This is a genomic window from Alkalihalobacterium chitinilyticum (genome assembly GCF_029028005.1).
GTDB lineage: Bacteria > Bacillota > Bacilli > Bacillales > Bacillaceae_F > Alkalihalobacterium > Alkalihalobacterium chitinilyticum.
Map to the genome: position 1 here is coordinate 447,492 of NZ_JAOTPO010000003.1, position 15,616 is coordinate 463,107.

The 15,616-nt window shown below is 36.5% G+C and carries 18 protein-coding genes; 9 read left to right on the forward strand and 9 right to left on the reverse strand.

The window, feature by feature from the left end:
* Positions 1-2 precede the first annotated feature (2 nt).
* Genes tenA through N7Z68_RS07195 form a run of 4 tightly spaced genes read left to right on the forward strand, consistent with a single transcriptional unit; the run spans position 3 to position 3,235 of the window.
* A complete protein-coding gene (gene tenA, locus N7Z68_RS07180; RefSeq protein ID WP_275117777.1) occupies positions 3-683 on the forward strand; it encodes a thiaminase II in 681 nt (226 codons plus the stop codon).
* Positions 673-1,449, forward strand: a complete 777-nt coding sequence (locus N7Z68_RS07185; protein WP_275117809.1) for an ABC transporter ATP-binding protein — start codon at positions 673-675, stop codon at positions 1,447-1,449. Before tenA ends, N7Z68_RS07185 begins: the two co-directional genes overlap by 11 nt.
* The gene (locus N7Z68_RS07190) at positions 1,446-2,198 is read left to right on the forward strand and encodes an ABC transporter permease (RefSeq protein WP_275117778.1); all 753 of its coding nucleotides are present in this window, start codon (positions 1,446-1,448) and stop codon (positions 2,196-2,198) included. The genes N7Z68_RS07185 and N7Z68_RS07190 overlap by 4 nt, the downstream gene beginning before the upstream one ends.
* On the forward strand, positions 2,195-3,235 hold the full coding sequence (locus N7Z68_RS07195; RefSeq protein WP_275117779.1) for an ABC transporter substrate-binding protein: 1,041 nt from the start codon (positions 2,195-2,197) through the stop codon (positions 3,233-3,235). The genes N7Z68_RS07190 and N7Z68_RS07195 overlap by 4 nt, the downstream gene beginning before the upstream one ends.
* 192 nt (positions 3,236-3,427) lie before the next feature.
* Here the strand turns inward: N7Z68_RS07195 and N7Z68_RS07200 are convergent, their stop codons facing one another.
* Positions 3,428-4,009 carry a hypothetical protein gene (locus N7Z68_RS07200; RefSeq protein ID WP_275117780.1) on the reverse strand — a complete coding sequence of 194 codons (582 nt, stop codon included), beginning with the start codon at positions 4,007-4,009 and terminating at the stop codon, positions 3,428-3,430.
* Positions 4,010-4,327: 318 nt separating this feature from the next.
* On the opposite strand from N7Z68_RS07200, the gene N7Z68_RS07205 reads away from it, so the two are divergent.
* The gene (locus tag N7Z68_RS07205; RefSeq protein WP_275117781.1) at positions 4,328-4,579 is read left to right on the forward strand and encodes a DUF2621 family protein; all 252 of its coding nucleotides are present in this window, start codon (positions 4,328-4,330) and stop codon (positions 4,577-4,579) included.
* A gap of 224 nt (positions 4,580-4,803) precedes the next feature.
* Positions 4,804-6,069: an MFS transporter gene (locus tag N7Z68_RS07210; protein ID WP_275117782.1), complete on the forward strand. Its 1,266-nt coding sequence runs from the start codon at positions 4,804-4,806 to the stop codon at positions 6,067-6,069.
* A 2-nt stretch (positions 6,070-6,071) separates the two neighbouring features.
* On the opposite strand, the gene N7Z68_RS07215 is transcribed toward N7Z68_RS07210, so the two are convergent.
* The 5 genes from N7Z68_RS07215 to N7Z68_RS07235 form a co-directional block, all read right to left on the reverse strand.
* A complete protein-coding gene (locus N7Z68_RS07215) occupies positions 6,072-6,470 on the reverse strand; it encodes an HPr family phosphocarrier protein (protein WP_275117783.1) in 399 nt (132 codons plus the stop codon).
* Between the two features lie 147 nt (positions 6,471-6,617).
* Positions 6,618-6,860: a glutaredoxin family protein gene (locus N7Z68_RS07220; RefSeq protein WP_275117784.1), complete on the reverse strand. Its 243-nt coding sequence runs from the start codon at positions 6,858-6,860 to the stop codon at positions 6,618-6,620.
* A 287-nt stretch (positions 6,861-7,147) separates the two neighbouring features.
* On the reverse strand, positions 7,148-8,248 hold the full coding sequence (locus N7Z68_RS07225) for a mechanosensitive ion channel family protein (protein ID WP_275117785.1): 1,101 nt from the start codon (positions 8,246-8,248) through the stop codon (positions 7,148-7,150).
* 16 nt (positions 8,249-8,264) lie between these two features.
* Positions 8,265-9,689 (reverse strand): sensor histidine kinase, encoded by a 1,425-nt coding sequence (locus tag N7Z68_RS07230; RefSeq protein ID WP_275117786.1) that lies wholly within the window; start codon positions 9,687-9,689, stop codon positions 8,265-8,267.
* Between the two features lie 15 nt (positions 9,690-9,704).
* Positions 9,705-10,394 (reverse strand): response regulator transcription factor, encoded by a 690-nt coding sequence (locus N7Z68_RS07235; RefSeq protein ID WP_275117787.1) that lies wholly within the window; start codon positions 10,392-10,394, stop codon positions 9,705-9,707.
* An 82-nt stretch (positions 10,395-10,476) separates the two neighbouring features.
* Here N7Z68_RS07235 and N7Z68_RS07240 point away from each other — a divergent pair, with 82 nt between their 5' ends.
* Positions 10,477-11,493 carry a phosphotransferase enzyme family protein gene (locus N7Z68_RS07240; protein ID WP_275117788.1) on the forward strand — a complete coding sequence of 339 codons (1,017 nt, stop codon included), beginning with the start codon at positions 10,477-10,479 and terminating at the stop codon, positions 11,491-11,493.
* 72 nt (positions 11,494-11,565) lie between these two features.
* Here N7Z68_RS07240 and N7Z68_RS07245 read toward each other — a convergent pair whose 3' ends face one another.
* Positions 11,566-11,892 (reverse strand): YtxH domain-containing protein, encoded by a 327-nt coding sequence (locus tag N7Z68_RS07245; protein ID WP_275117789.1) that lies wholly within the window; start codon positions 11,890-11,892, stop codon positions 11,566-11,568.
* A 207-nt stretch (positions 11,893-12,099) separates the two neighbouring features.
* Here N7Z68_RS07245 and N7Z68_RS07250 point away from each other — a divergent pair, with 207 nt between their 5' ends.
* Together N7Z68_RS07250 and N7Z68_RS07255 are read left to right on the forward strand one after the other, a co-directional pair.
* Positions 12,100-12,861, forward strand: coding sequence for a DUF3891 family protein (locus tag N7Z68_RS07250; protein ID WP_275117790.1), 762 nt, complete (start codon positions 12,100-12,102; stop codon positions 12,859-12,861).
* Positions 12,862-12,907: 46 nt separating this feature from the next.
* Positions 12,908-13,246, forward strand: coding sequence for a nuclear transport factor 2 family protein (locus N7Z68_RS07255; RefSeq protein ID WP_275117791.1), 339 nt, complete (start codon positions 12,908-12,910; stop codon positions 13,244-13,246).
* Between the two features lie 53 nt (positions 13,247-13,299).
* On the opposite strand, the gene N7Z68_RS07260 is transcribed toward N7Z68_RS07255, so the two are convergent.
* Together N7Z68_RS07260 and N7Z68_RS07265 are read right to left on the reverse strand one after the other, a co-directional pair.
* Positions 13,300-14,976 carry an outer membrane protein assembly factor BamB family protein gene (locus N7Z68_RS07260; RefSeq protein ID WP_275117792.1) on the reverse strand — a complete coding sequence of 559 codons (1,677 nt, stop codon included), beginning with the start codon at positions 14,974-14,976 and terminating at the stop codon, positions 13,300-13,302.
* A 296-nt stretch (positions 14,977-15,272) separates the two neighbouring features.
* Positions 15,273-15,616 (reverse strand): group II intron maturase-specific domain-containing protein (locus N7Z68_RS07265; RefSeq protein ID WP_275117793.1); only part of this gene is annotated, 344 nt, incomplete at its 5' end.

Here is a 15,616-nt window from a genome sequence, read left to right on the forward strand (position 1 = left end):
TAATGCAATTTACAGATCGTTTATACAAAAAAGCAAAACCAATTTGGAGAAAAAGCCATGACCATCCGTTTGTTCAAGGAATTGGCCATGGTACGTTAGATATTGAAAAGTTTAAGTTTTTTATGCAACAAGACTACTTGTATCTCATTGATTATGCTCGTTTATTTGCATTAGGAAGTCTTAAAGGAACTGACCTTAAAACGATGTCAATCTTTGCAAAATTACTAGACTCTACATTAAATGTAGAAATGGATTTACATCGTCAATATGCAAGTCGTCTTGGAATTAGTGAAGCAGAACTTGAAGCAACAAAAGCCGCTCCAACTACTCTAGCTTACAGTGGATACATGCTAAATGTTTCCCAACGCGGATCATTAGCAGACCTCGTTGCCGCAGTCCTGCCTTGCACTTGGAGTTATTATGAGATTGGAACTGAGTTAAGTAAAATTCCTGGAGCACTTGAAAATGAAACATACGGTGAATGGGTAAAGATGTACGCCTCTGAAGAGTTTGGGGAACTAGCTGATTGGCTTATCACTTTAATGAACGAACTAGCAGAAGGAAAAACAGAAGCCGAACTAACAGCCCTTGAAGAAATTTTTCTAAATACAAGTCGCTATGAGTATATGTTCTGGGATATGTCTTACAACTTACAGATGTGGCCAACAGATGATGAGCAATAATGTTCTTACGTTTGATGAAGTTTCATTTTCCTATAAAGGAAAAAAGAAAGAAAAGGTAACGCCCATTCTTGACCAATTATCTTTAAGCGTCCAAAGTGGTGAATTTGTAAGCTTATTAGGACCGAGCGGATCTGGCAAGAGCACTATTTTCAGATTAATAACGGGGCTGGAACAACCGACAAAAGGTTTGATTTCTCTATATGGAGAAGAGGAAATGAAACGCTTAGGCAAAGTCGGTTACATGCCTCAACAAGATATGCTTCTCGACTGGAGAAATATCCTTGATAATGCGTTTCTACCACTTGAAATTAATGGATTTACTAAAAAAGACAGAAAAGAACAGGTTTTGCAGCTACTTGAAGAATTCGGGCTTAAAGGACATGAATATGACTATCCCCATCAGCTTTCTGGAGGAATGAGACAACGAGTCTCTTTTTTACGGGCCATGCTTGGCGGGGGGAACCTATTACTTCTTGATGAACCTTTTAGTGCACTCGATGCAGTAACACGTCTATCCATGCAAGAGTGGCTTCTAGATCAATGGGAGAAGCTTGAAAAAACAGTTGTTTTTATTACTCACGATGTAGACGAAGCATTATTTTTATCGGATCGAGTGTTTCTTTTCTCGCAATCGCCACTATCTACTTTTAAAGAAATACAAGTGCCACTGCCGCGGCCTAGAAAACTAGAAGACTTACTGTCACCTGAACTCGCAACAATCAAAAGTGAATTACTCAGGGAATTACGGCAGCAGGTGAAACTATGAAACAATTAAAGCATTATACAAGTTCAGTCGTCCTTTTACTCCTGCTGCTTATCGGTTGGGAAATAGGTGCAAATCAGGTGAATAAACCTTTTATTCTACCATCACCTACATTAATACTAGCGAAGATGCTTGAATTACATGACGTTCTTTTTAAAGTCCATTTACTTGCAACACTAGAAGTCATACTCATTGGCCTGTTTATTTCGGTTGTTTTTGGGGTTAGCTTAGCCGTTTGGATGAACATGAGCACACTTGCTGAAAAAACATTTTTTCCTATTGTGATTGCATCTCAAACCATACCCATTATTGCTTTAGCACCTATTTTCGTGTTGTGGTTTGGCTATACCATTTGGAGTAAAGTCTTTGTTACCGTTCTTATCACATTCTTTCCAATAACGATTGGCGTATTTGACGGTCTGCGATCCACAAGTAAAGATCATATCGATTTATTACGAACAATGGGAGCTAACCGCTGGCAAATCTTTTATAAAATTCAAGTTCCAACTGCTCTGCCGTATTTCTTCTCTGGCTTAAAAGTAGCTGTTACTTTAAGCGTCATTGGAGCAGCAATCGGTGAATGGTTAGGGGCGAATGCAGGTTTAGGTTATTTTAGCCGCAGAATGATGACCCAATTTGATGGTGCCGGAGTTTTTGCACCGATTGTCTGGTTATCCATTCTTGGCATTACTTTATTTTTAATCGTTAAAGCACTTGAAACTTATTTACTTAAATGGAGGAAAAAATCATGAAAAAACTATCGATGTTTGTCCTTTCTCTTGCAACCGCATTAAGCCTAGTCGCGTGTGGTGCTGATGATCAACAAGAAGAAAACGAAGAGGCAACAGCTGGAAATTTACCAGGCACAGCTGAAACAGAAGAATTAACTAGTATTGATATTATGCTAGATTGGTATCCTAATGCAGTCCATTCTTATTTATACGCGGCATTAGAGGAAGGTTACTTTGAAGAAGAAGGATTAGATGTAAAAATTGTATTCCCTGCCAACCCAACAGATCCTATAAATCTCGCTGCTTCTGGCGGAGTGACTCTAGGGATTACATATCAGCCTGATGTCATTATGGCACGCACAAAAGATGTTCCAGTCGTTTCTATCGCTGCTATTGTTCGCTCTCCTTTAAACCATATGATGGTTATGGCAGACAGTGACATTGAGTCACCTTCTGATTTAGAAGGAAAAACGGTTGGGTTTCCTGGCATTCCTGTTAATGAACCAATTTTAAAGACAATGGTCGAAGCTGATGGCGGTGATTACAATCAAGTAAACTTAATGGATGTTGGCTTCGAACTAGGTTCTTCAATAGTAAGTGAGCGTGTAGATGCTGTGATTGGAACTTATATTAACCATGAATATCCTGTGTTAAAGCACCAAGGACATGAAATCCGTTATTTCAATCCAATAGATTACGGTGTTCCTGCATACTACGAGTTAGTTATTGTAACCAATGAAGATAATTTAGAAGAAAAACGTGAAGAGATTGAAGCATTCTGGCGCGCAGCTGTAAAAGGATATGAGAAAATGAAAAACAGCCCTGCAGAAAGTTTAGATATTCTATTTGCAAATCAAGACCAAGCCAACTTCCCTCTTATTCGCGAAGTTGAAGATCAGAGCTTAGAGATTCTTCTTTCTAAAATGGAAACTGAAAATGAAAGTTTTGGTAGTCAAACCAAAGAATCTTGGCAAGAAGTCATTGACTGGTTATTATCTGCTGGACTTATTGAAGAGGCTCCTGAAGTAACTACAATTTTTGAAAATATTACTGAATAACGATTTTTAAAAAACGTAATCGCCCGGGTTGCAAAGTACGGACTGGAGAACCCCCACGTTTGGTGGACCGAAGCGACCTCGAGCCGATGGCGCCTGGAGCTAGACATCTTCGAATTCTTACAAAAAAGCTGCACTGTGATGTGCAGCTTTTTCATTCTTCAAATTTATTTTTACCGAGAACGTCATGAGGTCCTACAGTCTTTCTCTCAACCAAGCAAATAATATTCTTCCATCCTCTTCTTCAGCTTCAAACATGAGAGAATATTTATCTAAATAATATTCGTACATCCATAGTCCTTCCATTTCATTTCGTTCACTAACATCCGGGTTACCGAACACTTCTTTTAACTTTGCTGCATCTAGCTCATATGCCTCTGTAGAAAGTGCAATGGCTACTAAGCGGTCCGTCTCAGGATTAATAAAAAAGGTTGCGTCATCATAACGAAAAAACTCTCCTCCTTCATAAAACCCTGTATCAATTGCATCTCCCCTGCTCGCTAAAATCGTCTCTTTTGCAGTGCCTAGTTGGAACTCAATATGATCGAGCTGACCCTCAACTCCTTTTTCAATCCAGTCCCTATTAATCATTTGTTTATCGGCTGCAAATACTGTACCTGCATCTCCGCTCTTTTCAATTGTCTCCTCAATATCGTAATCCCCATTATCGTACTCGCCATTGCTATAAGAGAATTGATTATTTAGAAAATCAATCGAAAAAATAGTCAAAATCACAAACAATGTCACAAGTGATAATTTAAACGTAATATGCTTCATAATCCGTACTCCTCCAAACTTAAAAAGTGAAATAACCGTTCCTTAAGTCTCTTATTCTGGACCTTATTAAAGCCTAATTTGTAAAGGTTAACTACCTAACTTTTTTAACTTCAAGTATAACGTTCTATAAAATTTAAAGCTTGTCCATATAACTGTTTGTTACATGTTTACCCTTTGTAATCTAAAAATATGCATCATTTTTAGATCAGGGAAATTAAACGAAGTATGGTTTGGAGAATTAACAAATTGTTATAGGCTAGCAATTATGTATATAATAGGTTTGAAAAATATTATAGTTTTTGAAAGGATTGAAACATAGTGAGTTGGAATGCTGAAGCAACATCTTTATTAGAAGAATTATTAGCACCAGTACCTGTATTTGTAAGACCAATGGCCAAAAAAGGTATCGAGGCAAAGATTAATGAATTAGCAAATGGTGAAGAAGTTACGAAAGACCATGTGATCCGCGGTTATATCTTAGCTTCTCCTGGTCCAATGCAAAAACGTGCTGTAGCTTTATTAAAAAGTAAAAATATTGATTTAACTCCATATGAAGATTTACTAAACTAAAGTATTAAGTTTAATTAAGGGAGAACGCCACGCTCTCCCTTTTTGTTATGAAGTAATCATACTCGGTTATACTTTTATATGTATATAATTCCTCATGGTAATTGAATTCCCTTCTTCTGATCCAAATTATTCCCAGAAACTTTTTTACCTCTATGTTTTTTCTGAAAATTCCATTACAATAATTAGTATGAATTTTCAAAATAAACACTTAAAGGTTGGTTGAAATGAAACAGTCTTCTTCTTTTCATAAAGGATGGTTCATGCTCATCCTTATCGTTCTCAGTGTATTAGCTTGTCTTGGCTTTGGCCGTTTTTCATTTGGAGCCATTCTTCCATTTATGAAAGAAGGTTTACTGCTAGATTATCGAGAGACAGGGTTAATTGCATCATCTATTTTTTTAGGTTATTTAGTTGCAGTCCTGCTTTCAGGTTTTTTTGTCTTAAAATACACAGCAAAAAGAGTCATTGTTGCTTCACTAATCGTTATTGCAATAGGAATGCTGATTACAGCAAATTCTCCTTCCTTTTTAATAGCCTACATTGGATGCTTTCTAACAGGGCTTGGGACTGGAGGATCCTACGTTCCATCATTAGGTCTTATAAGTCAATGGTTTTCACCTAAAAAAAGAGGAATGGCTATGGGGACAGCTATGGCAGGGTCGGGTATTGGTATGGTATTTAGCGGATTCGTGGTTCCCGCTTTAGTTGTTATCAATATCGATCAAGGCTGGCGCTTAAGCTGGTATTTACTTGCCTTTTTAGTTATTATTATCGCACTTCTCAATTGGATACTTTTGAAAAATAAACCAGAGGATGTTGGATTACACCCCATTGGAGCAACTGACAGTCGCTTATCACAAATCCGCTCATCTGAACCGTCAGTTGCTAAACCCAAAAATGTATATCGCAACAAAACACTTTGGTTTATTGGATCGATCTACTTTTTATGGGGAGTAAGCTACTTAATTTTCTCAACTTTCCTTGTAGACTACTTAATTACAGACGTTAAATTTACAAGTCAACAAGCTGGAAACTTTTTTGCGGCAGCAGGCATCGCCAGCATCATTAGCGGATTTGTTTGGGGAAGTGTCTCTGATAAAGTTGGTAGAATGGTTGCATTGATGATTGTATTTTTTACGCAGTTCCTTATGTTAATGGGTCTTAGTTTTTCCACAGACAGTTTTTTCATTTTTATGCAAGTGATTATTTACGGTTCAACGCTATGGGGCGTACCGACTATAATGAATGCGAGTGTAGGAGACTATATTGACGCGAAATACATTCCAGTCGCAATGGGCTTTGTAACGATATTCTTTAGTGCTGGACAGCTCGTTTCTCCAATAGTAACCGGGCTTCTAATTGATTATACTAATTCCTATTTAAGCGCCCACCTTTTATCAGCGATTACATGTTTGGTTTGTGGAATTGGATGCTACAGTCTATTTTACAACGAACGGAAAAAGGCTGCTCTATTAAAACTAGAATTATAATGTTATATCTCTTTTTTACCCGGCTTTAAATACGATTGAGCTACTGAACGAACCGAGGAATTCCAGAACGATATCGATTGGCACATCGCTTCTTGAACGGTTTGAGCGCCCTCCTCCTCCCAGTAGCTCAATGTTGTGTTTTCGTGAATTTCTCTTACAAATTTGTTCCAAAATTGAATTACCTTCTCAGCATCTTCACCTTCAACCGAAATTATATATGACTCTCCAATTGTCGTCATTAGCATAAACGACATTAATCCTAGCATACTTTTTCCGTTACATTGATGACTTTTCGTTTGGAAGTAGATTTTGCTGGCAAAACGTTCATTTGCTGTTACAAGTTCGATCACTTTTCTTACCGTAAACCCTTTTGGAAAAATCAATTCCTTTTCAAGTTTCATAATAACCCCTCCACACCTGTTGTATTGAGGGCAATTATAATAATAAACCAACCGTTCTAACTACAATGATGTAACATTTGATAACATAGAAAATGAAACATCTACAAAACTGATTATCTTATAGTCATGCTCATGGGCTTTCGACTTTTACACACCTTCTAAAGGTAAACCAAGTGCTTTTCTAAATTTCTTCTCTCGAAATCCTAGAATTAATTTCCCATTAACTAAGGTTGCTGGTGTACCTATAATCTTTTTTTCTTTTAATTGATCATAATACTCTTTTACAATCGATACATTTCGTTCTTCGTATTCGATCCCCCACTCTTGTAACGCCGTTTTTACCTTCTCACAATAAGGACAGCCTTTACTTGAATACACAATAACTTCCATTTACTACCCCTCCGTTTGCAATAGTTTCTCATTATAACCTAATAGACCTAGAAATAACTCCCTGGGTTAGTAACATTTTTTTGAAACCCAGGACTTTACTATTGTCTTTTATGATATCATGGACCATCGCACGAGGCGTTAGGAAAACTAGAATTAAATCGCACAAATTATTGATGGAATATAAAAGGTACCTGGTACCATTTAAATGGTACCAGGTACCTTTAATTCACTAAAGCGTCTATGAAATAAAAGAGAGGCTGACCTAGTGTCAGCCTCTTCCTTGTTTACTAGCTTTCTGCAGTAATCTCTTTACCTTTTGTTTCTTTCTCTACGGTTTCAACATATAAAGAACGACTTGGGTAGGCAATAGATGCTCCTTCTTCTTCTAAAATCTTCATTATTTTTAGATTAATATCTTCTTTTACTTCTAAATACTCGCTCCAAATCGTTGTTTTCGTATAGAAATAAATAAACACATCTAAGCTGCTTTCATTAAATTTATCAAAACGAACCATAATCGTTTCAGGGTGAACTTCTTCATGATTTTGGATTAATTCATTTATACGGTCGACACATTTACGCATCTGCTCTCTAGTCGTTTGATAAGTTAAACCTAGGTTAAACATAATTCTCCGTTTACCCATGTTACTAAAGTTTTCAATTTCTTGATTGGCTAATGTTGAGTTCGGGACTATAATAACGGAATTAGCAAACGTACGAATTTTTGTACTTCTAAAACCAATGTCTTCAACAACGCCTTCTACTGAAGGTGTCTTAACCCAGTCCCCAAGTGAGAATGGTTTTTCTGTTATAATTACAACACCGCCAAAAAGGTTCCCTAATGTACTTTGGGCTGCAAGAGCAACAGCCAGTCCACCAATTCCTAAACCTGCAACTAAGTTGTTAATGTTATGTCCCCACGCTTGGGCAACTAAACTTAGGATCACAGCAATAACGACAACTTGTACAACCTTTGAAAAAAATGGAATTAAAATATCATCAAACTCTACATCGAGCTTCTCTTTTAGTTTTTCAAACACTGCTGAACTCTTACTTGACAGCTTAACTAAACCTGAGCCAATAACTAAAATAACGATCGTATTAAAAATACGGTCCACTAATAGCTCGGTGCCAATTGGAAGATCGTGAGTTTTTATTCCAATATAGATCGGTAAAAAGATAAAAAACGTCCGAAGCGGCTTTTCAAACGCATTTAAAACCGAGATAAAAAATTCATTATTTGTTTTATTAATCAATTTTGAAAGTAAATAGATTACAAGCTTTGATAACCATCGATTGATAAAAACAAAGAAAACGACGACGATAATTGTTGTAATTTCTCGATATTGCATAAAAAGTGCAATTAGTTGACTCATTAGTTCAGGCAACGCATTATTCCCCCAATCAATCTTCCTTCAATCCAGTTCCCTGTGGCAGAACTATAGTAAAGATTGTACCAAACCCTGGCTTACTTTCAACAGTAATTGTTCCACCATGAAGTTCGACAATATGTTTTACAATTGCTAGGCCTAAACCACTCCCACCATTTTTAGATGTTCTGGATTTATCGACCCGATAAAATCGTTCCCAAATAAAAGGTAATTCACTTTCTGGAATACCTTGTCCATTATCTTGGATTGAAATATCGAGTTGCTGCAACTGTTCATTTTTTTCAATCCGTACTTGAATTTCCCCATTTGGAGTATAACGAATACTATTTTCAATTAAATTTTTCACTACCTGTTTCATCTTTTCTTTATCAAAAAATGCAGACCACTCGTTATTCTCTATTTCTAGCTTTAATTTAATATTTTCCTGCTGGAGTTTCAAATCAAAATCCAGCTTTAAATCATGGAACCAAGAATATAAGTTTACAACATCCTTATGAAGTTGTATATTCCCCTCCTCGTATTTCGCCAGCTCAAACAAATCATTTACGAGTACCTCCATATTCTTAGCCTGCTTGTAGATCATCTCTGCTTGTTTTTTACACAATGTATCGTTCTCTTCTCGATCCTTTAACAGTGCAGCATACGCCTTAACATACGTTAGGGGGGTTCGTAGATCATGTGAAATATGAGACAGAAACTGTTTCCTTGTATTATTATAACGCTTTAATTGATTTGACATTTGTTGGATATCTTGAGCCAGCCTGCCCACTTCATCATTAGCCGTCGTTTGTATTTCATACTCAAAGTTCCCTTGAGCAATTTGATTCGTTGCCCTACCCATCATTTGCAGTGGTTTTGTTAATACTCTTGTTAAATATAAAACAAATAAAAGACCTACTATAAAAATGATAATACTCATTATAAATACAAGTTGGAGGATATTATTTTTTGTTGTTTCGAATTCCCTCATGTCTTGATCAATAAACAAATAACCTTTGACTCTTTCATTTACGTAGATAGGTTTCATCGACCATATGTGCTGAATAGGATGTTCTCGTATGGAAACATAATCTGTAATAGGTTGTTTGATACTTGGGTGAAGCACTGTTGTATCAATAATTTGTTCGATCCATATATGGTACGCCTCGATCAAATCCGCATCAATAGGCTGTGCCATTACTAAGGGAGTTAAATGTTCATCAAAAAGAAGAAAGTTAACGGTATCTTCTTTTTCCATTTTTAATACATGTAATATCGTATCAATCACAAAGTGATTTTCAATACTTTCTGCATGAGCTACTAGTCGGTGTTCTAACTGTTTCGTTAGGTGATCTCGATAAAATTCTTTGGACTGAATATAAAACGTAAAGCTCATCGTTAATATTGTCGCTAATAGGGTAATAACTAAGAGCATCGCTAGTTTTGAAGAGAGCTTCATTGTATCCTCCAATCTTCACGAAAAGTCTTCAACGACTTGATAACCAATCCCCCAAACCGTTTCAATTACTTTCTGTGTGTATCCTGTTTTCTTTAACTTTTCACGTATATTTTTTATGTGGGCATCCACATTTCTAGCGTCACCATCAAAAGAAAAATCCCATTCCAATTCAACTAATTGTTCACGTGAATAGACTCTTCCTGGATGACTGGCCAATCGAAAAAATAATTGATACTCTTTTTTCGTTAACGGAACAACTTTTCCATCGTGGGATACTTGATATTTTTCCTGATCAAACAGTAAGCCGTGTATTTCAAATGTTTGTTCACTAATTGCCGATCTTCTTATCACCGATTGAATTCTTGCAACCATTTCCCGCGGTTCAAATGGCTTAACAATATAATCGTCTGCGCCTTTATTTAACCCTTTTACGATATCATCTGTATCTCCAAGTGCAGTTAATAATATGACTGGAATTTCTTTCATTTTCTCTAATTGTTTCATTTCAGTCAGTACGGAAATACCGTCCATTATGGGCATCATTACATCAAGAAGAACAAGGTCGACACTTTGTGTGTCAAGAATTTCTAATGCAGCTTCCCCGTTTTCTGCTTCTACAGTTTCATAGTCATTTTGTAAACATATACTAATCAATTCACGCATATCGCTTTCATCATCTACAATAAGAATGATCTTTTTTTTCATTGATAGGTCCTCCAATGTTAAATTTGTAACTATGTTTTATTTTTTGACGTCTATAAAATATAAATAAAAAGGATGTGAACGTATGGAACAAGAAGTTGAACAATATTTAAATGATGATATTTTACTTCAAGCAGCTACTAGCTTTCAAATCCCTTTCACCTCTTTAAAAAAATTAGGAAGCTTTGAAAACTACGTATTTGAAGGTATCAACTCTCACGGTGAAGAGGTCATCTTAAGATTAACCCACAGCAGTCATAGAACGAAAGAACAAGTTGAAGCTGAGCTCCATTGGTTATCATACTTACATAATAATAACGCACCCGTTTCCGGCTGCTTACCTTCTATTAATGGTAATTTGGTTGAAACGGTCCAATCTGAGGATACCTCATTTTTCGTAAGCTTATTTGAAAAAGCAATAGGTCGTCCCGTTAAAGTAACCGAGTCGTTATTTAATGAAACATTATTTTATAAATGGGGGAAAACGATTGGTCGCTTCCACCGATTAACAGTCAACTATACTCGACCAGACTTCATTACAAAGCGCCCCGATCTGGTTGAAGAGTATGACAAACAGTTTGCTCCTTTTTTACCTAAAGGTCAGAAGTTGCTATCCAAGGTAAATGAAGTTCTACAGGCGGTCAAGCAATTACCCAAGTCCTCCATACGTTATGGTCTGATTCATTCTGATGTTCATTCAGGGAACTTCTTTTATGATGAAGCGACGGACAAGATGACTGTATTTGATTTTGATGATTGTTCTTATCATCATTTTATAAGTGATATCGCCATTCCCTTATACTATTCTACCTGGTTAAAATGCGACAACCAACAAGACAGAAATCATTTTGGTCATGAATTCCTTATGCATTTTTTAAAGGGTTATCAAACCGAACGTTCTGTACACTTAGAAAGCCTTAAAGAAATATCATTATTCTTGAAATTAAGGGACTGCGAACTATATGGTGTTTTTCATAAAAAATGGGATCTAGATCACTTGAATGATCAGCAAAAAAAGCTGTTGAATGGGATATATCTTCGAATAATGAACGATCAGCCCCTTGTCCAACTAAACTTAGAGAAAATCATTCACTCGCTGTAAATTGTACTTAACCATCACCTATCAACTATAAACTAAAAGTATGTAGAAATTATAAAGAGGCTGACTTCCTTGTCAACCTCTTTGTTCTTCTCCATCTATATTTTCCAGCATACTGTGGACGACATACCCTGTATCACCGCCACCTTGATCCTCTTGCTGTAAATTTCCTTGCTCTTCGTCTATTTCAAACAGGTCCTGAGCCCATTCGCTCCCCATTTCCAAAATCATATGAGATAGCGGTTTTTCTTCAGAAGGTGTAACGTTCATTTTTTCAAAGAGATCTTGCCTCATCTCTTCTCCTCGTTTTGGTGTAAGTAACAGTGCGCTCGTTGCGCCGATCATTCCCCCAATAAGAGTTCCAATGACAAAACCTGGTCCTAGATTACTTTTTTTACCCACGACACCAACTCCTTAAGGCACTTTTGTTTTCTAATTGTTATTACTTACCTTTTTTCTCTACAGTTAACATACCCGTTTTTTATTCATATATGCCTGTTCACAACTCAATGAGAATAAAGTCGTATCCACAATTTGGTCTTTCTCTTTGAACTAATAGCTGCACATCGTTACAATAGAAGTATTCATTATAGAAAGGGCGTTGATGTAATGATTATTAGAGAAACCGAAGATGCATTTATAATGATAAAACAACATGACCACGCCTTTCTCTCAGGGAGAGTCGTTGAGCACTTCTCACCCGACTTGCTCCAATCCAACCATTTCATGAAAGATATACGTTATGCTGCTTATGAGCATGACCGGAGTTGGATCGGTTTAGATGAAACTCCTATTTGGAATGATCAAGCTCAAGTGCCTTACTCGTTTTCCGATTTCCCGCTAATCCCGAAGCTAGCATTCTACAAGATCGGGCTGGATGAAATTGAACAAGCCAATCCGTATGCAAGTTTATTATGCAGTCTCCACTACTGCTCGTTCTTTTCGAAGTCGACGGATGAACGTGCGGTTCAATTTCTAAATCATGAACGGAAGAGACAAGCAAAAATTAAACAAAATATAACAACTCTTAATCATGAATTGCTTTTTGAACATTTCCGTTTACTGCAACTTTCAGATGACCTATCATTGTATATCTGTCTTAACGAACCCGGCGTCGGTAAAAAACTAGAACATCCATGGTTTGTTAATGGGTTTGCCAACTCAGAAATTTTTACAGGTAACAACAATCCTTTTGTAGCAAACTGGATCAATCAAAATGAAATAAGGGTAAGTTCGTTTCCATTTGATAATGAATTTGAGTTAACATTAAAGTACAAAACTGTATTAAAAAGTGCCATTCAAGTCATGGGTATTGCAAAAGCCTATGAAAATAGTTTGTCAGAAGAGCATCAAGTGTTCATTCGGAAATAATAAACAAAGTTACTTATAAATTTTATATATGGAAAAGAGGATCATTATGGAAAACATAGCAGAAAAGTTAGCACAAAAACAATTAGATGCCTATAATAATCAAAACCTCGAAGAATTCTTAACGGTTTATAGCGAAGATGTAGAAATTTATGAATTTCCTTCAACTTTATTATACAAGGGAATTGGTAAAATGAGAGAACGGTATGACCAATTATTTCAATCCAACCCAAACCAACACGCAGCCCTTCTTTCACGTATGGTAAATAACAATAGAGTCATTGATCATGAACATGTAACAGGTAGAGCCAATGGAGTTGACGTCTATGCAATCGCGATCTATGAAGTGAAAAACGACAAGATTACAAAAGTTTGGTTTATAAAATAAGAGAACTGAAAAAAACATCGTGAACCAAATGGCTTTCACGATGTTTTCTTTACCTATTTTAATTTAATTCCATAAATTCGGCCACCACGGGAAGCAACGACTAATGTGTCATGAAAAACTGCCGGTGACGCTTCAATATTAGCACCAACATTCATTGTACTAATCAACTCACCTGTTTTTCCCTTTAGCAGATGCAGGTTACCTACAGAATCGGCTTGTACAATATATGACGTTCCAGACTTGCTATAAACATCAACCGGAGATGACCAAGCATAATTTTCCATCTCCCAACGCCAAACTTCTTTACCTGTTTGCTTATCTAAAGCAACCATAACACCGCCGCTCATCGTTTTATAACGAGCCACTGTAAAAATTACTAGGTCTTCAATATCCTTTTTCCCCATGACCGGTGTAGCTAATAAGCCACCATTCACACCGTCAAAGAAAAATGCTGGATAGTCTTTCTGCCAAACAATCTCACCTGAAAGACCATTTATTTTTCTAAGCATCGCTTTTCCATTATGACCTTGTTTATCCACTTCTGTTCCTGTATACAAGTAGGGCACATCTTCTTCAATTTCAAGGATGATCGTAGCATCGGTATCATCCGATCTGCCTAAGGCCCATACTGGTTTATTTTTTGTTAAATCCATTGCTAGAACACTACCGCCATTATCGGCAAAAAAGGCTAAGTTTCTATATATAGCTAAAGAATTTTCTATTCCCTGATATTGATTTCCATTGACCTTATATCTTAGCTTTATCGTTTCTGGGTGAATGGATATTTTTTCATTCTGTCTATCAAAATTCGTATGCAATTTTAAAGAATAAAACAAACCATTTTCTCCACCAACATATAGTGTATCCGTCATACGATTAACGACAGCCGAACTATCAAACGCACCCCATTCTCTATAGGCAAAAGGATCGATACCAGGTATAAAGTGAAGTAATTCTCCATCTATTAAACTATAAATCGAAAATCCAATTTTTCCTGATTGAGGGATACCATGCCCGACATAAAGAAGCGGATATCCTCTAGGATCAACAGAAACACTTCCTTTAATAGGATTTCGAACATTTATCGGTTTTCTAGTAGGCTCTCCTGTTTCTAAATCTAAAAAATAAACATGACCATCTAAAGAGCCTTGGATCACTTCTACAAACTCTTCTCTTTCCTTAAACGGTTGTGACAAATTCATCAGTTGTTTAACGTCATCTTCCCACTCGATGATTACAGGTTGACCAGTCCAACCAGCACCGCCACCCCAATTTGGACTTGAAGATGTTTGGAAGTTCCAACTAATATCTAAAAAAGAAAGCCCTTCACTGACATTACCGAAAGTTGGAGCATCTCTTAAATGATTACCCCTAAATGTTAAGATGCCTTTAATTTCTGAGTATGTCTCTGGAAAAGTCATCGGCATTGCTTCGGTATGAAATGTCGTCTTTTGATTCGGCCCTATAAGATTAAAACTAATATTGTGATGATCATGATTTGGTAGATCAATTAGTACTGGATATTCAATAGGTCCCCTAAATCGAATATCTGAATCAATTGCTTTTTCATGATTTTCTTTTTCCTTCATCGTATGAGCATTTATACGATGTGTTTCGTCCATCAGTGTAAAAGTTGCCTCACTTTTTTCAAATGTTAGGAAATAGAAGAGAATACAAGCTGATAAAACAATCGTGAAAACGGTAAGACTCGAATAGATCATTTTTTTCATAAAACATTTCCTCTACTATTCATTGTTTTCTTTATTCTATCAGACTTTTATCATAGACTGTCACACTTATTTTTTGTCATTTTTTTACTCGTTACGACAACTTTAACTTGTTTTTCACCCCTTATTTTACTTTTAAATCTAGCTTTAGAGCGTTTCTATTTTTGGGTGCTTTATTAGTTAAATCAAATAAAAATCTTAAAATGCGCCATACATATATCGAGTAGGAGGAGGTGATTAACCTCCGACCTCTCACACCACCGTACGTACGGTTCCGTATACGGCGGTTCAATTTTATACTAAGCATGTACTTTGTTGTAATGATGGACACAAGAGATTAGCCCGAAGTTAGCTAATCTCTTATTTGTTATTGTCGTAGTAAGTACCCACGAATAGGCGATGCGAACGGCCCCTTTACTTGTGTGGCTATACTTATAGGCATTGTATTTATCCATTCCGAGTTTGATTAAGTTCTTCCTGCGGTTCTTGGCTGTTTTCCATTTCTTCCAAATGCACGTTCTTAATCGAACTCTTGTGCGGGAATCTATCTTGCTTAGTAATCCCTTCATGTAGCCTATTCTGAAGTAGTTAACCCATCCTCGTATTACTTGGTTAATTCGCTCAACCTGATATTTCGTCTCAA